Below are 24587 nucleotides of genomic sequence, written 5' to 3' on the forward strand. Positions count from 1 at the left end.
GAGCAGAAGGCTCGTAAACTGCGCCGCATGTCGAACGGCGCCGAACTTCCTGACGATGTTGAAACGCTGCGAGCATTGCTGCTCGAGGCTCGTGCTCAGCTTGCCGAGCGCGATCTGGAGATCGAGCAACTCAAGGCTCAGCTCGACAAGCTTAGGCGCATGCAATTCGGACGCAAGTCCGAGCAGTTGGACCGCGAGGTTGCACGGCTAGAAACAGCGCTCGAGGACCTGACGGGCGAGCGTGGCGTCGCCGATGTGCGGCGCGCCCGCCAATCAAGCGCAAGCACGCCTGTGAGCGACGCATCGCCGAAAGAAGCGCTGCCGCCGCATCTGCCACGCGAAGAACGTGTACTGGAGGCTGACGCAACGTGTCCGAAGTGCGGCAGCGCAATGCAGCCGCTCGGAGAAGACGTGTCCGAGCAGCTCGCCCGCGTCGCGGCGGTGTTCAAGGTGATTCGTACGATCCGGCGCAAGACGGTTTGCCCGTGCGGCCACCACTTCTCGCAGCCGGCGATGCCCGGCCTGCCGATTACGCGCAGCATCGCCCATCCGAGCCTGCTGGCCGACATCCTCGTCTCGAAGTACGCCGACCACGCCCCGTTGTACCGCCAGTCGCAGATAGCCGCGCGCGACGGCGTGAAGCTCGACCCGGCCAGCATGGGCCGCTGGGTCGGCCAGTGCGAGGCCCTTTGCGATGCGCTGACCGAGGCACTGCGCCGCTACACGGTGGCGCCGTCGAAGCTGCACGCGGATGACACGCCTATCCCGGTACTCGAGCCGGGCAAGAAGAAGACGAAGACGGGGCGCCTGTGGGTGTATGTGCGCGATGACACTCGTTCGGGCTCGACCGAACCGGCCGCAGTGTGGTTTGCTTACTCGCCGGACCGCAAAGGCATTCATCCCCAGACCCACCTGGACGGATTCAAGGGTATCTTGCAAGCCGACGCCTACAGCGGCTTCAACGAACTGTACGAGAGCGGCAAGATTCGCGAGGCGGCATGCTGGGACCACGCGAGACGGTACATATACGACGTGCATGCCCGAACGCCTGCCGAGGCGACCCGGGAGGTGCTCGAGCTGATCGGTGCACTTTACGCGATCGAGGCCGACATCCGCGGCAAACCCGCCGCGCAGCGGCTGCGCGTGCGCCAGGAGAAAAGCATCCCGCTGCTCGCGGCCATCAAGACGTGGATGACGGACAAACTCGCGACGCTGTCGAAGAAATCCGAATTGGCCAAAGCGATCCATTACTCGCTTAATCAGTGGGATGCCCTCGTGCTGTACTGCGAAGAGGGCCGTGCCGAGATCAGCAACGCCCTGGCCGAAAACGCGTTGCGCTGTGTGAGTCTGGGTCGAAAGAACTTCTTGTTCGCCGGCTCCGACAGTGGGGGGAAACGGGCCGCGGCGATGTACAGCCTGATCGGCACGTGCAAGCTGAACGGGATCAACCCGCGCGCTTACCTCGAATACGTGCTGACCCATATCGCTGATCACCCCATTAACCGCATCGACGAATTACTACCCTGGAACGTGGCAAAAAAGCTGCCAGGGAAGTCTTGCCCACCTGCCTCCACGGGCTGATTGCCAGCGGGCCAACATGAGCGCTCGATAACCAATCATGCCTCACGTGCGCGCCGGATTGCGGACGGCCTTCGCGAGGCGCTTACGGATGAAAACCCGCAAGCCTTATCCGAGCGATGTCAGCGACGAAGAATGGTCGTTCGTTGTGCCGTATCTGGCGCTGGTGCGAGAAGACAGCGAACAACGCCGCCACGAGCTTCGCGAGGTCTTCAATGCGCTGCGCTGGCTGATCAGAAGCGGCGCGCCGTGGCGCATGTTGCCTAATGACCTGCCCCCGTGGGAAGCGGTCTATCAACAGACGCAGCGCTGGATGCGAGCGGACTGTTTCGAGGCGAACGTGCATGATCTGCGAGAACCGTTGCGCGTGTGCGATGGACGCAAAGCGCAACCCAGTGCCACGATCCTGGACAGCCGTACATTGCAATCGACACCGGAATCCGGCTCGCGCACCGGCTACGACCGCGCGAAGCGCCTCAAGAGTTCGAAAGTGCATCTGGCGGTCGATACTCCGGATCAGTTGCTGGCACTGCATGTGACACCGGCCAATGAGCAGGATCGCACACAGGTCGAGCAATTGGCCCATGCGGTACAAGAATTGACCGGCCAGAGCGTGGCGCTTGCGTACGTGGATCAGGGCTATACAGGCGAAGCGGCTCGTCAGGTAGCACAAAGCCACGGCATTGAGTTGGAGGTGCTCAAGCACACCGAGGCCAAGCGCGGTTTCGTGTTGCTGCCCAGACGCTGGGTGGTCGAGCGCAGCTTCTCATGGGCTGCGCGCTTTCGACGCCTCGCGCGCGACGGTAAACGCTTGCCTCACACGCTGGCCGGATTCCATTTCCTCGCCTTCACCTGTCTAATGCTGCCCAAAATCATCGACTTCATTCATCTAGGTTCATAACAGGCTCTTCTATGAGGGCGTTGAAAAGCGCCTTGTTTTGACGATCGGGGCACTGTTTAAAAGGGTTTCGTATGCGATTGGCCGCTGAGTTGCCGATGGATCGTGCCGGATGCCTCGCTTGCGAGCGGGCCGGCCGGCGCGTTGCCGCGCAACGGCTGCGCTTGGGCGGCTCATCGCATTGCCCCTTGGGCATCGCTGCCAGTATTCGAGCCATTCGAGTCAGGTTGCTCGCCAGCATCGTCAGCTTGAAGTGCTGGTCGACTCGCGTGATGCCGCGATACGCGGTCTGTCGAATCCTGTCGACGCTCTTGCCCCAGCCGAAGTGCTCTTCGATGCGCTTGCGAATCACTTGGCTAATGCCATAGCCGACGTGCCGAGAGGTGCGGCCGTCGATCGCGCTGCCGCCTTGATGCGCGTCGTTGCGCGCGACGTGTGGCGTCACCTTACGCGCTCGGCAGTCGCGCATGTCGTAAGCCTTGTCGGCGCCGAGCGTCTTGGCGTGACGACCCGGCACGCAGTCGAGCAGGCGCAATGCACTCGCGCGTTCGCCGAAACCGTCGGCGTGGCTGACCCATGCCTGGATCAGCGTGCCATCCACCGAGAAGTGTTCTCTGGAGAGCAGCCCTTGCTTGTCGGCCAAACTCATGACTTCGGTAAAGAACGTTTCGAGATCGTGAACACGATATCTCTAACGCACCGCCCACAGCGCTCGTTTACACCGTATCCAATTTCAACAGCCTGATAGAGCCGCGACGCATGGAACGCGTCGTGCGTCGTGCGTCGAACGCTGCACCATGCACGACGCGCAACGCAAGACGCTCCGAGCAATCGTCCTCCTCACCCCTCCGCGCCTCCGAGAAACGCGCCCGCCAGCCTGCGCGCGCCGCCGGCGAACATCAGGATGTCGACGCCGACCGCGACGAACGTGCAGCCGAGATCGAGATAGCGCCGCGCGAGCGCCGGCTCCGACGTCAGCGTGCCCGCCGCCTTCCCCGAAGCGACGATCGTCCGGATCGCCGCCTCGATCGCACGCCGCACGTCCGGATGCGCGGGATCGCCGCGATGCCCCATCGACGCCGCGAGATCGGCCGGGCCGATGAACACGCCGTCGACACCGTCGACCTCGCAGATCGCTTCGAGGTTCGCGAGCGCGGTCACGGTCTCCGCCTGCACGAGCAGGCAGGCCTCGTCGTCCGCGATGTCGAGATAATCGGTGCGCGCGCTCCAGCGCGACGCGCGGCCGACCGCGCTGCCCACGCCGCGCACCCCGCGCGGCGGATAGCGAACCGCGGCGACGAGCGCGCGCGCGTCGTCGGCAGTGTCGACCATCGGCACGAGCAGCGTGCGCGCGCCGATGTCGAGCAGGCGCTTGATGAGCGCGGGGTCGCCCGTCACGGGGCGCACGATCGGCTCCGCGCGATACGGCGCGACGGCCTGCAACTGCGCGAGGATGCTGCGCACGTCGTTCGGCGCGTGCTCGCCGTCGATCAGCAGCCAGTCGAAACCGGCCGTCGCGCTCACTTCGGCGAGATACGGGTCACTCATCGCGAGCCAGAAGCCGATCTGCCGGCGCTTGCCGGCGAGCGCGGCCTTGAAGGGATTAAGTGCGGGCGTTGACGTTGTTGCGTTCATGAAGAGCCGGTCCGGAAACGTTGCGGTTGAAAACGATGGGCTCGACCTTGCCGAGCAGGAACAGGTAATTGACGATCGCGACGCCGATCAGCGCGGCAGAAAACACGAGCGCGGGCATGAACGAGCCGGTTGCGCCGACGATCGCGCCCGTGACGATCGGCCCGACGACGCCGCCGAGGTTCGACACCATGTTCTGCAATCCGGCCACCATCGACACGGAGTTGCCCGGCGCGACGTCCGCGGGCAGCGCCCACACCTGCGACGCGGCGACGGTCATCCCCGATTTCGCCACGCACAGCAGAAACACCGCGAGCGCCGCCGACTGCGCGAACGCGGCGAGCCCGATGCTCGACGCCATCACGAGGCCGACGACGAGGAACAGCTTGCGCGTCGCGGTCAGCGACAGCCGGCCCGACGCATGAACGCGGTCCGACGCCCAGCCCGCGAGCACCTCGACGAACATCGACACGAACAGCGGCAGCGACGCCATGAAGCCCATCTCCATCAGCCCCATCCCGCGCTCCTTGACGAGATAGGTCGGCAGCCACGTGATGAAGAAGTACGAGTTGTAGTTGATCATGAAGAAGCCGATGCACATCGCGCAGACGTTGCGGTGCGCGAGCAGCCGATACCACGGCATGCGCGGCGCGCCGGCGTCCGTGCGCGCGGCAGGCTGCCCGCCGCGGATGTGCGCGAGCTCGGCCGCGTTCACGCGCTTGTGCCGCGCGGGAGAATCCTTGAACACGACGAACCACGCCGCGCTCCAGACGATGCCGAGCGCGCCCGTCGCCGCGAACGTGACGCGCCAGTCGAACGCCGCGATCAGCCACGCGATCAGCGGCAGCGCGATCGCGCTGCCGAGCTTCGAGCCGCTGTCGAAGATCGCGGCCACCGTCGCGCGCTCCGCCTTCGGAAACCAGCGCGCGGTGATGCCCGCGTTGCTCGGGTACGCGCCCGCCTCGCCGACGCCGAGCGCGACGCGCAGCGCGACAAGCGACTTGAAGCCGTTCGACAGCCCCGTCACCGCGGTCGCGAGCGACCACCACAACACCGCGAAGCCGAGCACCTTCTTCTGCCCGCAGCGATCGGCGAGCATGCCGGCCGGCAATTGCAGCAGCGCGTACGACCAGAAGAACGCCGACATCACGATGCCCATCTCGACCGGGCCCAGATGGAATTCCTTCTGGATGTGCGGCGCGGCGGCCGACAGCACGGTGCGGTCGATATAGTTGATCGCGATCGCCGCCCACATCAGGCCGGCGACGATCCAGCGCACGTTCGAGCGCGTGCCGCGTTGCGGGGTGTGCTGCATGGTGTGTCTCCGAGATTGTCTTGATGCTTCGCGTACTTCGCCGCGTATTCGCTTTACCGATTTGCCGATTTGCCGATTTGCCGCTTTACCGATTTGCCGATTTGCCGCTCGACCGCTCAGTCGCCTTGTCGCCTTGCCGATTCGCCGCCGCACCGACCGTTCGCCGTGCCGCGCCGCCTAGCTGACGATCCCGAGATGCCACGGCACGAACTCGTGATCGCCGAGCCCGAGCAATTCACTCTTCGTCCGCGCGCCGGACGCCGCGCGCAGGATGTGCTCGAAGATCTCGCGCCCCATCTCCTCGACCGTGCGCTCGCCGTCGAGAATCCGCCCGCAGTTGATGTCCATGTCCTCCCCGAGCCGCTCGAACATCGGCGTGTTGCTCGCGAGCTTGAGCGTCGGCGCGGGCTTCGAGCCGAACATCGAGCCGCGGCCCGTCGTGAAGCAGATCAGGTTCGCGCCGCTCGCGATCTGCCCGGTGACGGCCACCGGGTCGTAGCCCGGCGAATCCATGAACACGAAGCCCGCGCGATCGATCGGCTCCGCGTATTCGTAGACGGCCTGCAACGGCGTCGTGCCGCCCTTCATCGCCGAGCCGAGCGATTTCTCGAAGATGTTCGCGAGGCCGCCCTGCTGGTTGCCGGGGCCGACGACGCCGTTGAACTGGCCGTTGTGGCCGCGCGTGTAGCGTTCCCACCACGCGAGGCGCTCGAGCAGCTTGCGGCCGACTTCCGGCGACACCGCGCGGCGCGTCAGCATGTATTCGACGCCGTGGATCTCGGGCGTCTCCGACAGGATCGCGGTGCCGCCGTGCCGCACGAGCAGATCCATCGCCGCGCCGAGCGCGGGGTTCGCGGTGATGCCGGAAAAGCCGTCGGAGCCGCCGCATTCGAGGCCGATCTTCAGATGGCTCGCCGGCACCGGCCGCCGCACGACGTCGTTCGCGGCGGGCAGCATCGCTTCGATCGCGGCGACGCCCGCTTCGATCGTCGCGCGCGTGCCGCCCGTCTCCTGCATCACGAGCGTGCGCATCAGCCGGCCCGTGTCGAGCCCTTGCGACGCGATCAGATCCGCGACCTGGTTGCGCTCGCAACCAAGTCCGACGATCAGGACCCCTGCGAGATTCGGATGGCGCGCATAGCCCGCGAGCGTGCGGCGCAGCACGTCGAAATGCTCGCTCGGCGACGACATCCCGCAGCCGCTCGTCTGCGCGAACGCGACGACGCCGTCGACGTTCGGGAACGCGGCGAGCCGCTCTTGCGTGAATCGCGCGGCGATCTGCCGGATTACGGTCGCCGAGCAGTTCACCGACGCGAGGATGCCGATGAAGTTGCGCGTCGCGACGCGCCCGTCCGGGCGCACGATGCCGTCGAACGTCGCGCGCTCGGCGGCGGCCACGTAGTCGACGGGCTGCACGTCGAGGCCGAAGCCCGGATCGCGCGCGAAATCGACGAGCTCGACGTTGTGCGTGTGCACGTGCTCGCCCGGCGCGATGTCGCGCGCCGCACGGCCGATCACGGCGTCGTACTTGCGGATCGGCTCGCCGCGCGCGATCGGCGCGGCCGCGACCTTGTGGCCGGGCGGCACCTGCGCGCGAATCCGCACCGCGACGCCGTCGAGCGCGAGCGTCTGGCCAAGCGACAGCGCGTCGCGCGCGATCAGCACGTTGTCGGCCGCGTGCAGCCGGATCAGGGGACCGGCGCCTGCCGGGCGTTGCTGCGACATTCCTGCTCCTTCGTTCTTTGTCGGCGGGGCGCGCCGACGTGGGTTGCGGCTTCGGCTTCGGCTTCGGCTTCGGCTTCGGCTTCGGCTTCGGCTTCGGCTTCGGCTTCGGCTTTCAGCATCGGCTTTCAGCATCGGCCTTGGCGTCGATTTCGGCCTCGATGTCGAGGCCGGTCGCGACGTCGGCGGCGCGCATCGGCATTGCCGTGGGCGCTCGCGCACCGCATCCCGATGCGACGTCGCATGACAGATCAACCTCGCCTCGAAGCGGCCCCCAAAGCGGCCCCAAAGCGAGCGGCCTCAAGGCACGCCTCCAAGCGAGCCGCCTGCAACCTTCGTCCCGGACCGACGGCTCCGTTCCCGCATCGGGCAAAACACACGCCGTCCAACCGGCTCGTCCATACGTCGCGGTACGCGCACGGTTCGGCCCGCCCGCCTTCCGCGCCGCCGCGAAGCGACGCGAGCACATGCACGCGATGCCCCGACGACGCCGGCCGCGCTCCAACGCCCGTCGCCCCGCGATTCTCCAGATCTATGTTACCGGTTCATGTAACCGGTAACATAGCCGCGATCGTAGCCGCCTTTTGCGATAATGGCTACCCTCCATAACCCGAATCGAACCACCTTGCCCGTGACGAAACCCCAGCCCGCCCCCGCCGCCGCGCCGAGCCCGCCCGCCCGCCGTGCACGCAAGAACACCGGGCGCGTGACGCTGAACGATCTCGCGAAGCTGGTGGGCGTCACGAAAGTCACGGTGTCGCGCGCGCTGAACACGCCCGAGCTCGTGTCGGCCGACACGCGCGAGCGCGTGCTCGCCGCGGTCCGTCAGACGGGCTACACGCCCGATCTCGTCGCCGGCTCGCTCGCGTCGAACCGCAGCCGGCTGATCGTCGCGCTGATCCCGACGATCGCGGGCAGCGTGTTCCAGGAGACGGTCGCCGCGCTGACGAACGAGCTCGCGGCGGCCGGCTACCAGTTGCTGATCGGCCAGAGCGGCTACGACGATTCGCGCGAGGACGCGCTCATCGACGCGGTGATCGGCCGGCGCCCGGCCGGCATCGTGCTGACGGGCGTCGCGCATTCGGAGCACGCGCGCGGCAAGCTGCGCGCGTCGGGCATTCCGGTCGTCGAGACGTGGGATCTGACGCGCTCGCCGCTCGACATGCTAGTCGGCTTCTCGCACCGCGAGGTCGGCGAAGCCGCCGCGCGCTATTTGCAGCGGCGCGGCGCGCGCCGGCCCGCCGTCGTCACGCCGAGCGACCGGCGCGCGCAAGTGCGCACGCAAGCGTTCGTCGACGCGTTCGGCGCGGCGGCCGCAATCCCGGTAATCGCCGCCGAATCGCCCGCGTCGCTCGGCGACGGCCGGCGCGCGCTCGGCGAGCTGCTCGAACGCATGCCGGACGTCGACGCGATCTTCTGCGGCGCCGACGTCCTCGCGCTCGGCGTGCTGATGGAGGCGAGCCATCGCGGAATCGCGGTGCCGCAACGGCTGCGCGTGCTCGGCTACGGCGACCAGACCTTCGCGAAGGACACGACGCCCGCGCTGACGACGATCCGCATCGACGGCACCGGCATCGGCAAGCTCGCCGCGTCGCTCCTGATCGAGCGGATCGAGCGCGATGCCGACGAGCGGCGCGTCGTCGACGTCGGCTTCACGCTCGTCGAACGCGACAGCGCGTAGCGACGCACGCGGACAATTCGCCCCCGACGCCGACGCCGCTCGAACGGCGTCGCCCTCTGATTCCGATCCGGAGCCTTCGACATGGACTTCACCCGACGCAGCCTGCTCGGCGCCGCGCTCGCCGGCGCGCTCGACGCGGCCGTGCCGTGCGCGCGCGCGCAGGCCGCCGGGCGCGCGACGCCAACGCCGACATCACCGTCGCCACAGCCGGACGACGCGCCGCGCGCCGCTCCCGACGAAACGATTCCGCTGTGGCCCGGCCCCGCACCCGACCCGATCGCGACGACGGGCGCGGGCGACGGCGAGCGGAGCGGCAAGCACGGCAGCGTGTCGCATGTCGCGCGGCCGCGGCTCAACGTCTATCGCCCCGCGCGCGGCACCGGCGGCGCGGCGCTCGTGATCGCGGGCGGCGGCTACGACCACGTCGAGCTCGGCAACGAGAGCACGCCGATGTGCACGTGGCTGAAGGCGCTGGGCGTCACCGCATTCGAGCTCGTCTACCGGCTTCCCGAGCAAGGCTGGTCCCGGCTCGCGCCGCTGCAGGACGGCCAGCGCGCGATGCGCGTGATCCGCGCGCGCGCGAAGCGCGACGGCTTCGACCCCGCGCGGATCGCGATCGTCGGCTTTTCCGCGGGCGGGCATCTCGCCGGGATGACCGCCGTCGAGCCCGACGCACGACGCTACGCGAGCGTCGACGACGCCGATCGCGAATCCGCGCGCCCCGATCTCGCCGCGCTGCTCTATCCGGTGCTGACGCTGATGCCACCGTTCGACCGCACGCGCACGCGCCTGCACATCGTCGGCGCGCATCCGGCGCAGGCGGACAGCGAGGCGCTGTCGGCGAACCTGCACGTGAGTCCGCGCACGCCGCCGACGTTTCTCGCGCACGCATTCGACGATCCGATCGCGCCGATCGACAACAGCCTGCTGATGGCGAGCGCGCTGCGCGCAGCGCAGGTGAGCGTCGAGCTGCACGCGTTCCAGACGGGCGGCCACGGCTGGGGGATGGGCAAGCCCGGCAGCGCCGTGCGCGCATGGCCCGCGCTCTTCGAGCAATGGGCGCGGCTGAACCGGTTGCTGCCGTGACGCGACCGCGTGCGGCGTACATCGCGCGGCGCGCGATGCGGCGCACGCGATCGCGCGAGGCGAAGCCGCGCGGCCGCGCACGCCGCCCCACACGACATGCGCGCCGCGCTTTCGCCGGCGCAACGCAACGCGACACGACCCGACACGCATCGCAACTCGCACGCCGCACAACGCGAAACCACGCGGCGCGCCCGCACGCGCGCTCGATCGATCCAACACGCGGCCCGCTCTCCTACGATCCGCTTTCCATCCGTAACGCCGCCGACATCGACCTGTAATTGTGTCGAAGGCGCATCGCCTCCATAGCTTCATACCAAACTGGTCCAATGCTGCCGTTTCGTTTCCAGCGCACGGCGCGTCCCCGACGCCCGCGCTTCCCGCGCGACCGGTTCCCGCCGCGCGATCCGCCGCGGATTCGCGTCATCCGAACAGCCTTTCCTGGGAGTCCCACCTGATGTTTCGTCGAGCCTTGATCGCCACCGCGTGCGCCGGATCGGCCATCGCCCTCCATGCCTGCGGCGGCACCGACAGCTCCGCGCCCGTCACGTCGCAGAACGCGTTGCAAACCGCGACGCCGATCAAGCACCTCGTCGTGATCTACGGCGAGAACGTGTCGTTCGACCACTACTTCGGCACCTATCCGAGCGCCGCGAACCCGCCGGGCGAGCCGGCGTTCAGCGCGGCGTCGGGCACGCCGTCGGTCAACGGCCTGTCGGGCCTCCTGCTCACCGCGAATCCGAACGCGACGAATCCGGCGAACGGCACGGGCGCGACGAATCCGTTCCGCCTCGACCGCACGCAGGCCGCGACGGCCGACCAGAACCATGCGTACACGGCCGAAGAGCAGGCATACGACAACGGCCTCGCCGATCTCTTCCCGAAATACACGGGCAACGGCTCGAGCGGCGGCGCGGGCGCGTTCGGCACGACGGGCCAGGTGATGGGCTACTTCGACGGCAACACGGTGACGGCGCTGTGGAACTACGCGCAGCGCTTCGCGATGAGCGACAACGCGTATACGTCGACCTACGGCCCGTCGACGCCGGGCGCGCTCAACGTGATCGCCGGCCAGACCAACGGGATGCAGATCGTGAAGACGTCGAAGGCCGCATCGACGCTCGCGAAGACGTCGTACTACATCAACGACGGCCAGGGCGGCCTCACGATGATCAATGACGTCGACCCCGGCTACGACATGTGCTCGAGCCAGACCGATCAGGCGATGATGTCCGGCAAGAACATCGGCGATCTGCTGAACGCGCGCAACATCACGTGGGGCGGCTTCATGGGCGGCTTCAACCTGTCGACGACGAACGCGAACGGCACGACAGGCTGCAAGCGCAGCACGATCGCGACCGCCGTGAACGCGGCGACGACCGACTACATCCCGCACCACAACTGGTTCCAGTATTACGCGTCGACGGCGAACCCGCAGCACACGCGCCCGAGCTCCACCGCGGCGATCGGCTCGAGCGTGCAGACGGACGGCAAGACGCCTGAGCCCGCGAACCATCAGTACGATTCGGACGACTTCTTCGCGGCCGTGAAGGCGGGCAACTTCCCGTCGGTCAGCTTCCTGAAGGCGCCCGCCGCGCAGGATGCGCACGCCGGCTACTCCGATCCGCTCGACGAGCAGCAGTTCGTGACGAATGTCATCAACTTCCTGCAGCAGCAGCCCGACTGGCAGAACACCGCGGTGATCATCACCTACGACGACTCGGACGGCTGGTACGACCATGCGTACGCGAGCCCGACGCGCGCGTCGTTCGACGCGGTCGATCAACTGAACGGCAACGGCGCGTGCGGCTCCGGCACGGCGACGACGGGCATCAACGGCGCGCCCGTCAACGGCCGCTGCGGCCCGGGCACGCGGATTCCGTTCGTGGTCGTGTCGCCGTGGGCGAAGCAGAACTACGTGAGCCACACGCTGATCGATCAGGCGTCGGTGGTCCGCTTCATCGAGGACAACTGGCTCGGCGGCCAGCGGATCGGCGGCGGCTCGTTCGACGCGACGGCAGGCGACATGCGCGATCTGTTCAACTTCACCGGCACGGTGAACGCGGCGCCGCTGTACCTCGATCCGACGCTCGGCACGAAGGTCGCGGCGGCGCCCTCGATGTGACCGGTCCGGATGTGTCGCGCGGCGTGCCGCCGCGTGACGCCCGACACGCGGCCGGCCGGCGCGCAGCGCGTCGGCCGGCCGTCGCTCCGGCGCGCCGCGCGCCGGATTTTTCGTTTGCACGATGACGACCGAACGTTCCAGCATGGCCGAACCGCTTTCCGCGCAATCCGCGTCGCCCGCCCGATCCGCCGCTGCCGCGCGGCCTTGCCGCCCCGCCCGGCCCGATGCGCGCGCGGCGGCCGCGCCTCCCGCCGGCTCGCCCCACGTGCGCCGCCGCAATGCGCGCGCCGTGCGCCACGCGCTGTCGCTCGCCGCATTCGGCGTGCTCGGCTCCGCTGCATTCGCGCTCGCGTTTCCGGAGCATGCGCCGGACGCGGTCGGCGCGATCGTCGAAAACCTGACGGGCGCGAATCCGCATCCGGTCACGCTGCATCGCCCGAGCGCCGAACCGCTGAGCGCGGTCGCGCAACTCGGCCGGGCGCTGTTCTTCGATCCGGCGCTGTCCGCGTCGGGCCGCCAGTCGTGCGCGTCGTGTCACAGCCCCGACCGCGCATACGGGCCGCCGAACGATCTCGACGTGCAGTTGGGCGGCGCCGCGCTCACGCGGCCCGGCTACCGGCCCCCGCCGTCGCTGATGTACCTGTACCGTCAGCCGAATTTCAGCATCGGCCCCGACTCGTCCGAGAGCGACGATGCGGCGAGCGTCGCGCAGCAGGCGGCCTCGGCGGCGGGCGTCGTGCGCGAGCAGAAGACGGCGGGCGCCGCCGCCGCGCCGCAACTCGTGCCGCAAGGCGGAATGTTCTGGGACGGCCGCGCGGACACGCTGCAGCAGCAGGCGTTCGGCCCGCTGCTCAATCCCGTCGAAATGGCGAACGCGAGCATCGACGACGTCGCGCGCAAGCTCGCCGACGCACGGTATGCGGCGCAGTTCCGGCAGCTGTTCGGCCCGCGCATCTTCGACGACGCGCGTCTTACGGTATCCGAAGCAATGTTCGCGATCGCGCGCTACCAGGTCGAGGACCCGTCGTTCCATCCGTATTCGAGCAAGTACGACCTCTGGCTCGAAGGCGACGCGCGCCTCACGCAGGCCGAACTGCGCGGGATGCGGCTCTTCAACGATCCGGCGAAGGCGAATTGCGCGGGCTGCCATCTGTCGAAACCGGCCGCGGACGGCTTGCCGCCGATGTTCACCGATTACCAGTACGAAGCGCTCGGCGCGCCGCGCAACCGCGCGCTTGCGCAGAACCGCGATCCGGCGTTCTACGATCTCGGCATCTGCGGGCCGTTCCGCGAAGACCTGAAGACGCAGACGCAATACTGCGGCATGTTCGCGACGCCGTCGCTGCGCAACGTCGCGACGCGACGCGTGTTCTTCCACAACGGCGTCTATCACTCGCTCGATCAGGTGCTCGCGTTCTACAACCTGCGCAGTGTCGATCCGGGCAAGGTGTATCCGCGCGACGCGAGCGGCCGGGTCCGGCAGTACGACGACATTCCGCCCGCGTATCGCGCGAACGTCGACGTCGCCGACGCGCCGTTCGATCGCAAGCCCGGCGACGCGCCCGCGATGACCGAGCAGGACATGCGCGACATCGTCGCGTTCCTGAACACGCTGACGGACGAGAAGCGCTGAGAGCCCGTTTGGAAATGCAAATTTCCGCCCTCGTAGCCACGCTGATGTAGCGCGCTGCTTTGAAAGTAGCCCGTCGGCAAGGAATGCAGGCGTGGACCAGATGAGCTGGAATTCGCCATTCATCAATTTTCAAACGGGCTCTGAGCTTCGTCCGATGTGCGGCGGGCCCGGAATCGCGCACGCCTGCTTGCGCGGATTCCAGGCCCGCCCGTGTCGACGATCCGGGCCCCGCGCGCGGCGCGCCGCGCGCGCCGCATCGCATTCGCCTTGGCGCGCGATTCGTCGCCGCGCCGGACCGCGCCCGCCCCGCTACGCATTCGCCGTCACCGGCGGCCACCGACGTTCGCAAGCCAAAAAATCTCCGAGTTGTTCGTCGCGTCGTGCGGTTTCCATCACGCACGTGCGGCCGTCCGTCATTGACGAGCTCGTGCTTCGCGCCACATCGACAACACGATGGAGAATCCGACATGACTAAAGAATTCGTCGGTACGCACGTCGTCGGCCCGCGCGAGAAATTTCCGGCCGGCAAGCCATGGACCAATGCGCCGCTGACCGTCAAGGTGCCGTTCCCCGCGGCGCTCCCCTCGCGTCCCGTCGTCGTCGCGTGCGCGTTGCAGGACCCGAAACACGCGGCCCCTTGTCCGGACACGCTCGCGCTCGCCGTGATCAGCGTCGCCAACACCGATCTCACGGTCAACATCTACCGCACCGATTACGCCGGCGCCGATGATACGACGAGCGGCCGGGGGCAGAACCGTGCATCGCCGAGACGCCGGCCTGATGCGGCGTCGGGCGCGGCATGCGCGTCGCGCGATGCGTCGGCGATCTTCGCGCAGATGGCCGCGATGCCTGCCGGCGCGAACATGCGACAGGCATCGCCGGGCGTCGGCGCGCATCGCCGCAGGTGCGCGCGACGTCGCCTTCCTCCCAGCCGCTCGCCGCGGCGCACGCGACGTGCGGCGAGCCATGTCGCATCGCGCACGGCATGCCGAATCCGCAGTCAGAATCAGCGGTCCGCGATCCGCGATCCGCACGCGGTACGCCATACCGCACGCGGCGCGTCACGCGATACGCTGCGCGTCGTCGTTAGGGCTTCGAATAAAACGACATCGCAAATCGAATTTGCCCTTCCGGATATCGTCTCGCGGCATCGTCGATGGCCGCCGATCCGCCCGTCACGCCCGCTTCTCTCTATACCGCGCGATCAAGCGAAACGCCGCGACCGAACCCGCCACCGCGATCAGCATCGGAATCAGGAAATCATGCCCGACGCGCGTGAACTCGACGATCAGCACGGTCGCGGTGAGCGGCATCTGCATCGACGCGGCGAGAAACGCCGCCGCGCCGACGATCGCGCACGCACCGGCGGGCATGCCTGGCCAGGCGACGCTCCATAGCCCGCCGAGCACGATCGCGAGCAGCGCGCCGTTCGCGAGCCCCGGCGTCAGCAGCCCGCCTTCGGCGCCCGCGCGCAGGCTGCCCCACGTGATCGCCACCTTCAGCACGAGCAGCGTCGCCGCGAGAGCGATCGCGAGCTGTCCGTCGAAGCCGAGCGCGGCCGGCCCCTTGCCGTTGCCGAGCAGTTGAGGAAAGTGCATCGCGAGCGCGCCGACGACCGCGAAATTGACGAGCGCGAGCACCGGCAGCCGCCCATCCTTCGGCGCGCGCGCCCGCGCGTGCGCGGTCAGCCGAGCGAAGCCGTATGCGGCGGCGCCGAACAGCGGCCCGCAGACGACCGACCACGCGACCAGCGACGCATCCGCCGCAAGCGGCGCGACGTGATACTGCTGCTCGTTGCCAAGCCCGATCCACGCGACGAACGCCGCGATCGCGGACGTCGCGACGGCCGGCACGAGCGCGCGCCACGCGAACGTGCCGAGCAGCACTTCGAGCACGAAGAGCGCGCCGCCGAGCGGCACGTTGTAGACGGCGGCGAGCCCCGCGCCGGCACCGCACGCGACCATCACGCGCGCGTCCGCGGCGGGCAACCCGGCGCGATGCGCGAGCCAGCCGGCCCACATCGCGCCGATCTCGCGCGGCGCGACCTCGCGGCCGAGCGGCGAGCCGAGCGCGACGGTGACGATCTGCAGCAGCGCATGCACGGTCGTGCTGACCACCGGCATCCGCGAATCGTCGGCGCGCACCGCGCGGCGAATGCTGACGAGCGGCGCGCCGAACCGGTACAGCGCCCACCAGCCGCCGCCCGCGACGACGCCGCAGCCGATCAGCACGGCAAGCCGACGCAGCGGCGGCGCGGCCGTCACGCCCTGCAGAAAGCTCTCGTCACCGATCATGTGCGCGACGTCGTACCCGTACGCGGCGTGCTGGATCGCATGCAGCAGCAACGCAAGCAGCATCCCGCCGAGGCCCGCGCCGACGCCCGTCAGCAACGTGACGGCCGCGAGCTTGACGAGCGGGCTGCGCGCGGCGGCGGCCGCCGTCGGCGCGGATTCGGGCGACGTCGACGAAGCGGCTGAAGCCGCGGAAGCGGAAGCGGATGCGATCGGAGCGGACATGGGCGATGGCGATTCGAATGGGCAAGCCGGCGCGCGTCGGCGAAGAGGCTCGGCATGAACGAATGGCGCCATCGTATGCGTCGGTCAATCATGAAACAAATGGATTTTTCTTCTTTATTGATGAATTCAACGCACTCGTCGCTGCGCGACGCGTGGCGAACCGACGGGGTCGCCCTTCCCCGAGGCCGCCCACGTCACGCGGCTCCGCTCGGCGCCCGACGTTGCAAGCCACCGCCCCCGCGTTTTCCCTGATCGCTTCGCACTTGACTGCATGCATCGCATCGACAACACTGCGTGACATCGCAAGTGTGATCACGGATCACACATTAAACCCAAAGGAGCCCGACTTGGCACCGCGCATCGTCCCGCCCGCGCTCAAGGCCATCGAACAGGAAACGATGGCCGACAAGGTCTACCAGCAACTGCGCGAGGCGCTGATGAGCGGCCGCTTCGCGCCCGGCCAGGCGCTCAGCCTGCGCAGCGTCGCCGAGGCGGTCGGCTCGTCGACGATGCCCGTGCGCGCCGCGCTCACGCGCCTGCGCGCGGAGCGCGCGCTCGCCGACGGCCCGAACCGGGCGCTCGTCGTGCCGCCGATGACCGTCGAGATGCTCGACGAGCTGCGCGACGTGCGCATCGCGCTCGAAGGCTGCGTGGCCGAGCGCGCGGCGGCGCGGATGACCGATGCGCAGATCGCCGGCGTGCGGCGCATTTGCGAGACGATGAACGCGCACGTCGAAGCCGGCCGAAGCCGCGCGTACCTGCAGAGCAACTTCGCGTTCCACAGCGCGATCTACGCGCACGGCGCGAGCGAGAACACGCTCGCGATCATCCAGAACCTGTGGATGCGCATCGGCCCATTCCTGAACATGGTCGCGCTCGACGTCCCGCACATGCGGCGCTCGATGGACGCGCACCGCGCGATCGTCGACGCGCTCGAGCGGCGCGACGGCGCGGGCGCGCGCGCGGGCATCGCGCTCGACATCGGCGGCGCCGCGCACGATCTCGCCGCGACGCTCGCGGCCGAACGCGAGCGGCTCGGCCCGCGCCGGCTCGCGAACGAATAAGCAGTCCAGCCTTCGAGGCAGCGCGCGCGGCGCGCAGCCCGTCGAGCATCTCGCCCGTCATCGGCGACATCAAAAAAATACAGACATCACAGGAGACAGACATCATGACTGCACTCGATCTGCTGAAACCGTACGCGGGGCTGCGCGTACTCGTGACCGGCGGCGCGTCCGGCATCGGGCTCGCGATCGCCGACGCGTTCGCCGAATCAGGCGGCAAGGTTCACGTCTGCGACGCGTCCGAGAAGGCGCTCGCCGTGCTCGCCGGCCGGCCGTCGCGCGCCGCGCTCGGCACGACGCTCGCCGACGTCGCCGATCCGGCCGCCGTCGAGCGCGTGTTCGCCGACATCGCGCGCACGCTTGGCGGGCTCGACGTGCTCGTCAACAACGCGGGCATCGCCGGGCCGACGGGCGGTATCGACGAGATCGATCCCGCGCAATGGGAGCAGACGGTCGCAATCAACCTGAACGCACAGTTCCAGTTCGCACGGCGCGCGGTGCCGATGCTGCGCGACGCGCCGCACGGCGGCGCGATCATCGCGCTGTCGTCGGTCGCGGGGCGCCTCGGCTACGCGTTTCGCACGCCTTATTCGGCGACCAAGTGGGCGGTGGTCGGTCTCGTGAAGAGCCTCGCGATCGAGCTCGGCCCGCTCGGCATCCGCGTGAACGCGATCCAGCCGGGCATCGTGCGCGGGCCGAGGATGCGCCGCGTGATCGAAGCGCGCGCCGCGCAGCTCGGCATCGACTACGACCAGATGGAGGCGCGCTATCTCGAGAAGATCTCGCTGCGCCGGATGACCGATCCGGACGAAATCGCCGCGACGGCGCTGTTCCTCTGCTCGCCGGGCGGCCACGGAATTTCCGGGCAGGCGATTTCCGTCTGCGGCAACGTCGAGACGCTCTGACCCGCCGCTCCGTCATCGCCCTTCATCGCCCTTCATCGCCCCTCACCGCCGAGCATGGAAAGGAGCCCTAACGTGGCCAGCACCCGCAAAGTCATCGTCACCTGCGCGCCGACCGGCGCGATCCATACGCCGTCGATGTCGCCGCATCTGCCGGTGACGCCGCGCGAGATCGAGGAAGCGGCGGTCGCGGCCGCCGAAGCCGGCGCGGCGATCCTGCACCTGCACGCGCGCGATCCCGCCGACGGCAGGCCGACGCAAGACCCGGCCGTATTCGCCGAATTCCTGCCCCGCATCAAGGCGCGCACCGACGCGGTGATCAACATCACGACGGGCGGCAGCCCGCACATGACGGTCGCCGAGCGGCTGCGCCCCGCGCATCATTTCCGGCCCGAGGTCGCGTCGCTGAACATGGGCTCGATGAACTTCGGCCTCTATCCGATGCTCGAGCGCTTTCGCGAATTCCGGCACCCGTGGGAACGCGAGCATCTGGAAAAAAGCCGCGATCTCGTCTTCAAGAACACGTTCGCGGACATCGAAGCGATCCTGACGAGTTGCGGCGCGAACGGCACGCGCTTCGAATTCGAGTGCTACGACGTCTCGCACCTGTACAACCTCGCGCATTTCGTCGACCGCGGGCTCGCGAAGCCGCCGTTCTTCGTCCAGAGCGTGTTCGGTCTGCTCGGCGGCATCGGCGCGCATCCGGAGGATCTCGCGCACATGCGCCGCACGGCCGACCGCCTGTTCGGCGCAGATTACGTGTGGTCGATTCTCGGCGCGGGCCGCAACCAGATTCCGCTCGCGACGATCGGCGCCGCGCAAGGCGCGAACGTGCGCGTCGGCCTCGAGGATTCGCTGTGGATCGCGCCGGGCACGCTCGCCGAATCGAGCGCTGCACAGGTGCGCAAGATTCGTCAGGTGCTCGAAGGATTGTCGCTCGAGATCGCGACGCCCGCCGACGCGCGCGCGATGCTCGCGCTCAAGGGCCGCGACGCGGTCAACTTCTGACACGGCGCCGCCCGACCATTCGACACGCAAGCGCAGAAACGCGGCATCGGCATGCGCCGATGCCCGGCAGGCCGCCTTTCGCCCCGCTCCCCACGAGCGCCGCCGGCGCGCGACCCGCGCATCTGCCCGTCACCTGCTGAACGCGGAGCGCCGTGCTTGCCGTGCGCTCCGGCTCGTCCCTACCGGAGTCGCATTCATGTCCGCTCAACACGCCGAAGCCCTCTGCCCACCCGCGGGCGACGCCCGCTCGTCGCTGAACCGCCTGCTGTTTCGCAAGCTGATGCCACTCTTGATCGCGGCCTACGTGATCAGCTTTCTCGATCGCACGAACATCGCGTTCGCGAAGCATTCGATGAGCATCGATCTCGGCCTTTCATCGGCCGCGTACGGCCTCGGCGCGGGGCTCTTCTTCCTCACGTACGCATTGTTCGAAATCCCGAGCAATCTGATCATGCATCGCGTCGGCGCGCGGTTCTGGATCACGCGGATCATGATCACGTGGGGAGCGCTGTCCGTCGCGATGGCGCTCGTGCGCGGCGAGACGTCGTTCTACGCGATGCGCCTTCTGCTCGGCGCCGCGGAAGCCGGGCTCTTTCCCGGCGTGATGCTGTATCTGACCTACTGGTTCGGCGGCGAGGAACGCGCGCGCGCGACCGGCTATTTCCTGCTCGGCGTGTGCGTCGCGAACATCGTCGGCGGCCCGCTCGCGGGCGCGCTGCTCGAGCTAGACGGCGCGCTCGGGCTGCACGGCTGGCAATGGCTCTTCATCGTCGAGGGCATTCCGGCGATCGTGCTCGCGTTCGTCGTCTGGACCTGCCTGCCGGACCGGCCGAGCGACGCGCGCTGGCTCGCGCCCGAACTCGGCCAAGCGCTCGAGCGCGCGCTCGCGAGCGAGCAGGCGCAGAGCGCGGCGGCGCACGGCGCGCACGCGTTCGGGGCCGCGCTGCGCGATCCGCAGATCTGGCTCGCGATCTTCGTGTACTTCTGCCATCAGTTGACGATCTATACGATGATCTTCTTCTTGCCCGGCATCGTCGGCGAATCGGGGCGCTTCACGCCGGTCGTCGTTGGCCTGCTGACCGCGATGCCGTGGATCGCCGCGGCGCTCGGCGCGGCGACGCTGCCGCGCTTCGCGCGCGATGCGTCGCAATCGCGGCGGATGCTGTGCGCGGGGCTCGTCGTGATGGCGGCGGGGCTCGTCTGCGCCGCGTACGCGCCGCCCATGGCCGCGCTCGTGAGCGTGTGCGCGGCCGCGTCGATGTTCTTCGTCGTGCAGTCGATCGTCTTCACGTTCCCCGCCTCGCGCCTTTCCGGCAGCGCGCTCGCGGGCGGGCTCGGGCTCGTCAACACGTGCGGCCTGCTCGGCGGCTTCGTCGGCCCGGCCGTCGTCGGCGCGATCGAACAGGCCACCGGCCACGCGAAGAACGGCCTCGCGTGGCTCGCGATCGCGCTCGTCGTCGCCGCGCTCGCGAGCCTGCGGCTCAGGCACGGGCGCGAGTGACGGCATCAAGAGCGGCGGGCCGCATGCACCCGCCGCCTCCATGCGTCAGCGCGCGGCCGGATAGTCGATGCGCTCGGGCGCGCGGCGCATGATCACTTCGCCGCCGCGAATCGACAGCAGCGCCTTCGCCTGCCGCCGCAGCGCCTCGTAGTCGTCGCTCGCGTCGAGCACGACGAGGTTCGCGGGCCGGCCCGGCTCGATGCCGTAGCGCTCGCCGAGATGCATCGCCCGAGCGCTGTGGTCGGTGACGAAGTCGAGGCTGCGCGCGAGATCCTGATAGCCCATCATGTGGCAGATGTGCAGCCCGGCGTCGAGCACGCGCAGGATGTTGCCGTTGCCGAGCGGATACCAAGGATCGCGAATCGAATCCTGCCCGAAGCACACGTTCATGCCGGCGCGGTCGAGCTCGGCGACGCGCGTGACGCCCCGGCGCTTCGGGAACGTGTCGAAGCGGCCCTGCAAATGGATGCTTTCGGTCGGGCACGAGACGAAATTGATTGCCGAGCGCTTGAGCAGGCGAAACAGCTTCGAGCAATACGCGTTGTCATACGAGCCCATCGCGGTCGTGTGGCTCGCCGTCACGCGCGCGCCGACGCCGCGCACGCGCGCTTGCTCGGCGAGCACTTCGAGAAAGCGCGAATGCGGATCGTCGGTTTCGTCGCAGTGCACGTCGACGAGGCAGCCGGTGCGCTCGGCGAGATCCATCAGGAACTCGATCGAGCTCACGCCCTGCTCGCGCGTGTTCTCGAAGTGCGGGATGCCGCCCACGACGTCCGCGCCCATCTCGATCGCGCGCTCCATCAGCACGCGGCCGCCTTCGAACGATTCGATCCCTTCCTGCGGAAACGCGACGATCTGCAGATCGATGAGCGCGCGCGCCTCTTGCTTCACTTCGAGCATCGCCGCGAGCGCGGCGAGCGAAGGATCGGTGACGTCGACGTGCGTGCGAACGTGCTGAATGCCGTGGTCGCGCAGCATCCCGATCGTCGCATGCGCGCGCGCCTTCGTGTCCGCATGCGTGATCGTCGCCTTGCGCTGCGCCCAGCGCTCGATGCCTTCGAACAGCGTGCCGCTCATGTTCCATTCGGGCTCGCCCGCCGTCAGCACCGCGTCGAGATGGATGTGCGGCTCGACGAGCGGCGGGATCACGAGCTTGCCTTCCACGTCGACTTCGTCCGCGCCCGGTGCGCCTTGCGTGTCGATGCGCGCCGCCTGCTGCTCGACGCTCGCGATCGTGTCGCCGTCGAGCGCGATGCTGAAAAGGCCGCTGCGCTTGCGCAGCGTCGCGTTGATGAGCTTCATCAGAACTCCTGTCGTTGCGTGTCCGACATCCGCCACGCGAGCAGCGCGACGGACGCGTTCAACCGAAAATACGGATCGGCGAGCGATTGCCCCGACTGCGTCTCGATCCTGCGCAGCCGGTGATTGAGCGTGTTGCGATGAATCGACAACTGCTCGGCCGCCTTGATCGCGTTGCCGTTCTCCTGAAGCAGCGCCTCGAGCGTCTCGATCAGCATCGTCGGATGCTTGCGGTTGCTGTCGAGCAGATTACCGAGCGTTTCCTTCACGAAGCTGTCGATCAGCGTCGGATCGGGGATCGCGGCGAGCAGCTTCAATACGCCGAGTTCGCTGTAATCGCACAGCCCCAGCCCCGGCCGCATGCCTTCGGCGACGCCGAGCGCCTGTCGCGCCTCGGCGAGCCCGCGGCAATAGTGGCGCGCGGCGCCGACCGTCGACGAGATTCCGACGAACAGCGTGAGCGGGCCGATCTGCCGGTTCAGCGCGTCGCGCAGCGCGCCGAGCGCGAGCTTGCTCTTGCGAAAGCGCGGATCGTCGCACGGCAGCAGCAGCACGAACAGCTCGCCCTGCTCGACGACGGGCAGCGCGCCGTGCGCGTCGCGCAGCCAGTCGTCGAGGCCGCGCTGCACGGTCTGCCGCGCCTCCTGCAGCAGCGCTTCGGCCAGGGCCGGCTCTCGTCCGTCGAACAGCGCCGGCACGCCCGCGAGCCGCAGCGCGACGACGCGCCGCGGCCTGTCGAGCGCGAGCTGCAGGTTGCGCGCGCGATGGGCCGCGATGTCGATGCTCGGGTAATCGCCCGTCAGCAGCTGGTTGACGATGTCGCGCTGCGAGCGCAGCGTGTTCTCGTGCCGCACGAGCGCGGTGCCGATCAACTGCGTGACGATCACCATCTTCAGCAGATACGGCTGCTCGATCAGCGGAATGTCGAACTGCTCGGCAAGCGCGACGACGGAATCGGGAATGCGGCGAATGAACGCCTCGCCCGTCAGGATCACCATCCCGGCGATGCGGCTCTTCGCCCCTTCGCGAATCAACTGCAGCAGGTTCGCCTCGTCGCGCGGATGATTGATTCCGGTGACGAACACGAGCTCGCCGCCCATCACCCAGTCGGCGATGCCCTCGTTCTCCGCGACGTAATACCAGCGCACCGGCCGCTGCACACCGCGCTCACCCGCGCGCAGCTCGAGCTCCTCGAGGCCGGGCAGGTGCAGGATCTCGCTGACGGTCAGACTCATCGCTTCACTCTCCCTGGACCGACGGCGCACGCGCGATGCGCTCCGCAATCTGCACGAACGCGATGTAGCTAAGCGACGACGCGGCGATGCCGACGAGCGGCGCGATCCACGGCGACGCATACGCGAGCCCCGCGCCGATCGCATACGCGGCGAGCCCCGCGACATTGAAGCGCGGCAATCGGGCGGCAGCGATCGCCGGATAGCGGCCGCGGTGGCGATACCAGAAATCGGCGAGAATCACGCCGCCGACGGGCGGAATGATCGAGCCGAGCAGGATCAGGAACGGAATCAACAGTTCGTACATGCCGCCGATCGCGAGCACGATGCCGACCGCCGCGCCGACGAGCGTCAGCGTGCGGCGGCGCTCGCTGCGCAGCAGATGGCACGCGGCCGCCGACACGTTGTAGATCGTCGGCCCCTGGATCGTCCACAGGTTCATGCAGAGCATCACGACGGCCGCGATCGACAGCCCTTGCAGCATCATCACTTCGACGATGTCGGACTGCTGATAGACGATCGCGCAGTACGCGCCCGCGACGATCATCAGCCCGTTGCCGACGAAAAAGCCGATCATGCTCGCGGCGACGGCCGCGCGGCCGCTCTTCGCGAGCCGCGTCCAGTTCGTCGCCTGCGTCGCGCCGCTCGCGAACGTGCCGAACACCATCGTGACCGCGGCGGCGAAGCTCAACGGCTGCGTCGGCACGATCTTCGCGAGGCCCGGCCAGCCGCCGACGTAGCGCGTCGCGATCCACATCGACACGACGAGCAGCACGAACATCAGCGGCACCGATACGCGCGACAGCGCGTCCATCCCGCGATAGCCGACGATCGCGGTGATCGAGAAGCCGAACCCGAACAGCACCATCAGCGGCGTCGTGACCGACGCGGGCCAGCCGAGCAGCTTGACGAGCACGATCGCGACCGTCGCGGTGCCCCATGCGTACCAGCCGAGCTCGGCAAAGCCGAGCAGGAAGTCGGACAGCTTGCTGCCGACCTCGCCGAAACAGAAGCGCCCCATCAGCACCGAATTCAATCCGCTGCGCGACGCGACGAACGCAAGCGCCGCCGCGTAGGCCGCGAGCAGCAAATTGCCGACGACCGCCACCCACAGCATGTCGACGACGCGAAACGCAACGCCGATCTTGCCGCCCGCGAACATCGTGCCCGTGAAGAACGTGAAGCTAAGCAGCACCATCGTGATCGACAGCACGCCTTTGCGCTCGTGTGCCGGCACTTCGCTCAATGAGAACTCACCCCGTGTCGCCATCGTTTTTTGGTCTCCAGCATTTCAGCGTGAACGGATGATGCGCGGCCAATCAAGCCGTCGCATCCCGATTTGGACAATTAATACCGAAATCGAACTCGAATACGGCAAAGCGGACAATCCCCGCCGTTCAC

18 protein-coding genes and 2 pseudogenes are annotated in these 24587 nt (G+C 68.3%); 12 read left to right on the plus strand and 8 right to left on the minus strand.

Annotation, left to right across the window (positions count from 1 at the left end; translation table 11 throughout):
• The first annotated feature begins 27 nt into the window (after positions 1-27).
• Positions 28-1581, plus strand: a complete 1554-nt coding sequence (locus tag WT60_RS28820) for an IS66 family transposase (protein ID WP_059584212.1) — start codon at positions 28-30, stop codon at positions 1579-1581.
• A gap of 88 nt (positions 1582-1669) precedes the next feature.
• Positions 1670-2479: an IS5 family transposase gene (locus WT60_RS28825; RefSeq protein ID WP_060356789.1), complete on the plus strand. Its 810-nt coding sequence runs from the start codon at positions 1670-1672 to the stop codon at positions 2477-2479.
• 181 nt (positions 2480-2660) lie between these two features.
• On the opposite strand, the pseudogene WT60_RS28830 reads toward WT60_RS28825, so the two are convergent.
• From WT60_RS28830 to WT60_RS28850, 4 genes and pseudogenes are all read right to left on the minus strand, one after another.
• A pseudogene (locus tag WT60_RS28830) lies at positions 2661-3155 on the minus strand (transposase); the annotation flags it as partial.
• Between the two features lie 161 nt (positions 3156-3316).
• Positions 3317-4111, minus strand: a complete 795-nt coding sequence (gene hpaI / locus WT60_RS28835; RefSeq protein WP_059670539.1) for a 4-hydroxy-2-oxoheptanedioate aldolase — start codon at positions 4109-4111, stop codon at positions 3317-3319.
• On the minus strand, positions 4080-5423 hold the full coding sequence (locus WT60_RS28840; RefSeq protein WP_038753809.1) for an MFS transporter: 1344 nt from the start codon (positions 5421-5423) through the stop codon (positions 4080-4082). Before WT60_RS28840 ends, hpaI begins: the two co-directional genes overlap by 32 nt.
• 177 nt (positions 5424-5600) lie before the next feature.
• Positions 5601-7148 carry an altronate dehydratase family protein gene (locus tag WT60_RS28850; protein WP_060356539.1) on the minus strand — a complete coding sequence of 516 codons (1548 nt, stop codon included), beginning with the start codon at positions 7146-7148 and terminating at the stop codon, positions 5601-5603.
• Between the two features lie 38 nt (positions 7149-7186).
• Between WT60_RS28850 and WT60_RS34065 the strand changes: the two genes are divergently transcribed.
• The 6 genes and pseudogenes from WT60_RS34065 to WT60_RS35770 all read left to right on the plus strand — a co-directional run bounded on the left by WT60_RS34065 (position 7187) and on the right by WT60_RS35770 (position 14448).
• Positions 7187-7705, plus strand: coding sequence for a hypothetical protein (locus WT60_RS34065; protein ID WP_145986902.1), 519 nt, complete (start codon positions 7187-7189; stop codon positions 7703-7705).
• A gap of 152 nt (positions 7706-7857) precedes the next feature.
• Positions 7858-8826 carry a LacI family DNA-binding transcriptional regulator gene (locus WT60_RS28860; RefSeq protein WP_038753852.1) on the plus strand — a complete coding sequence of 323 codons (969 nt, stop codon included), beginning with the start codon at positions 7858-7860 and terminating at the stop codon, positions 8824-8826.
• 81 nt (positions 8827-8907) lie between these two features.
• On the plus strand, positions 8908-9912 hold the full coding sequence (locus WT60_RS28865) for an alpha/beta hydrolase (RefSeq protein ID WP_038753815.1): 1005 nt from the start codon (positions 8908-8910) through the stop codon (positions 9910-9912).
• Positions 9913-10366: 454 nt separating this feature from the next.
• A complete protein-coding gene (locus WT60_RS28875) occupies positions 10367-12034 on the plus strand; it encodes an alkaline phosphatase family protein (protein WP_059578468.1) in 1668 nt (555 codons plus the stop codon).
• A gap of 142 nt (positions 12035-12176) precedes the next feature.
• Positions 12177-13667 (plus strand): cytochrome c peroxidase, encoded by a 1491-nt coding sequence (locus WT60_RS28880; RefSeq protein WP_226383195.1) that lies wholly within the window; start codon positions 12177-12179, stop codon positions 13665-13667.
• A 467-nt stretch (positions 13668-14134) separates the two neighbouring features.
• Positions 14135-14448 (plus strand): annotated as a pseudogene (locus tag WT60_RS35770) (H-type lectin domain protein).
• A gap of 394 nt (positions 14449-14842) precedes the next feature.
• On the opposite strand, the gene WT60_RS28890 reads toward WT60_RS35770, so the two are convergent.
• Positions 14843-16183, minus strand: coding sequence for a chloride channel protein (locus tag WT60_RS28890; RefSeq protein WP_060356537.1), 1341 nt, complete (start codon positions 16181-16183; stop codon positions 14843-14845).
• Between the two features lie 347 nt (positions 16184-16530).
• On the opposite strand from WT60_RS28890, the gene WT60_RS28900 reads away from it, so the two are divergent.
• From WT60_RS28900 to WT60_RS28915, 4 genes are all read left to right on the plus strand, one after another.
• Positions 16531-17247 carry a GntR family transcriptional regulator gene (locus WT60_RS28900; protein ID WP_038753823.1) on the plus strand — a complete coding sequence of 239 codons (717 nt, stop codon included), beginning with the start codon at positions 16531-16533 and terminating at the stop codon, positions 17245-17247.
• Positions 17248-17351: 104 nt separating this feature from the next.
• Entirely contained in the window at positions 17352-18149 is a 798-nt protein-coding gene (locus WT60_RS28905) for an SDR family oxidoreductase (protein ID WP_060356536.1), read from the plus strand.
• 72 nt (positions 18150-18221) lie between these two features.
• Positions 18222-19154 carry a 3-keto-5-aminohexanoate cleavage protein gene (locus tag WT60_RS28910; RefSeq protein ID WP_060356535.1) on the plus strand — a complete coding sequence of 311 codons (933 nt, stop codon included), beginning with the start codon at positions 18222-18224 and terminating at the stop codon, positions 19152-19154.
• Between the two features lie 196 nt (positions 19155-19350).
• A complete protein-coding gene (locus tag WT60_RS28915) occupies positions 19351-20655 on the plus strand; it encodes an MFS transporter (RefSeq protein ID WP_060356534.1) in 1305 nt (434 codons plus the stop codon).
• 45 nt (positions 20656-20700) lie between these two features.
• Here the strand turns inward: WT60_RS28915 and codA are convergent, their stop codons facing one another.
• From codA to codB, 3 genes are read right to left on the minus strand one after another with little or no spacing between them, the layout of a single operon-like run.
• Positions 20701-21957 (minus strand): cytosine deaminase, encoded by a 1257-nt coding sequence (gene codA / locus WT60_RS28920; protein ID WP_060356533.1) that lies wholly within the window; start codon positions 21955-21957, stop codon positions 20701-20703.
• Complete coding sequence (locus tag WT60_RS28925; RefSeq protein WP_038753836.1) at positions 21957-23189, minus strand: PucR family transcriptional regulator; 1233 nt, start codon at positions 23187-23189, stop codon at positions 21957-21959. The genes codA and WT60_RS28925 overlap by 1 nt, the downstream gene beginning before the upstream one ends.
• A gap of 4 nt (positions 23190-23193) precedes the next feature.
• Positions 23194-24456, minus strand: a complete 1263-nt coding sequence (gene codB / locus WT60_RS28930; RefSeq protein WP_060356532.1) for a cytosine permease — start codon at positions 24454-24456, stop codon at positions 23194-23196.
• Positions 24457-24587 lie beyond the last annotated feature (131 nt).

The sequence above is a fragment of the Burkholderia sp. MSMB617WGS genome (assembly GCF_001532025.2).
In the GTDB taxonomy this organism is placed as follows: domain Bacteria; phylum Pseudomonadota; class Gammaproteobacteria; order Burkholderiales; family Burkholderiaceae; genus Burkholderia; species Burkholderia savannae.

What these genes read in the sequence shown, in the direction of transcription:
- WT60_RS28820 (WP_059584212.1), top strand. Translation starts at nt 28, where the DNA reads ATGTCGAACGGCGCCGAACTTCCTGACGATGTTGAAACGCTGCGAGCA.
- WT60_RS28825 (WP_060356789.1), top strand. Translation starts at nt 1,670, where the DNA reads ATGAAAACCCGCAAGCCTTATCCGAGCGATGTCAGCGACGAAGAATGG.
- hpaI (WP_059670539.1), bottom strand. Translation starts at nt 4,111, where the DNA reads ATGAACGCAACAACGTCAACGCCCGCACTTAATCCCTTCAAGGCCGCG.
- WT60_RS28840 (WP_038753809.1), bottom strand. Translation starts at nt 5,423, where the DNA reads ATGCAGCACACCCCGCAACGCGGCACGCGCTCGAACGTGCGCTGGATC.
- WT60_RS28850 (WP_060356539.1), bottom strand. Translation starts at nt 7,148, where the DNA reads ATGTCGCAGCAACGCCCGGCAGGCGCCGGTCCCCTGATCCGGCTGCAC.
- WT60_RS28865 (WP_038753815.1), top strand. Translation starts at nt 8,908, where the DNA reads ATGGACTTCACCCGACGCAGCCTGCTCGGCGCCGCGCTCGCCGGCGCG.
- WT60_RS28875 (WP_059578468.1), top strand. Translation starts at nt 10,367, where the DNA reads ATGTTTCGTCGAGCCTTGATCGCCACCGCGTGCGCCGGATCGGCCATC.
- WT60_RS28880 (WP_226383195.1), top strand. Translation starts at nt 12,177, where the DNA reads ATGGCCGAACCGCTTTCCGCGCAATCCGCGTCGCCCGCCCGATCCGCC.
- WT60_RS28890 (WP_060356537.1), bottom strand. Translation starts at nt 16,183, where the DNA reads ATGTCCGCTCCGATCGCATCCGCTTCCGCTTCCGCGGCTTCAGCCGCT.
- WT60_RS28905 (WP_060356536.1), top strand. Translation starts at nt 17,352, where the DNA reads ATGACTGCACTCGATCTGCTGAAACCGTACGCGGGGCTGCGCGTACTC.
- WT60_RS28915 (WP_060356534.1), top strand. Translation starts at nt 19,351, where the DNA reads ATGTCCGCTCAACACGCCGAAGCCCTCTGCCCACCCGCGGGCGACGCC.
- codA (WP_060356533.1), bottom strand. Translation starts at nt 21,957, where the DNA reads ATGAAGCTCATCAACGCGACGCTGCGCAAGCGCAGCGGCCTTTTCAGC.
- WT60_RS28925 (WP_038753836.1), bottom strand. Translation starts at nt 23,189, where the DNA reads ATGAGTCTGACCGTCAGCGAGATCCTGCACCTGCCCGGCCTCGAGGAG.
- codB (WP_060356532.1), bottom strand. Translation starts at nt 24,456, where the DNA reads ATGGCGACACGGGGTGAGTTCTCATTGAGCGAAGTGCCGGCACACGAG.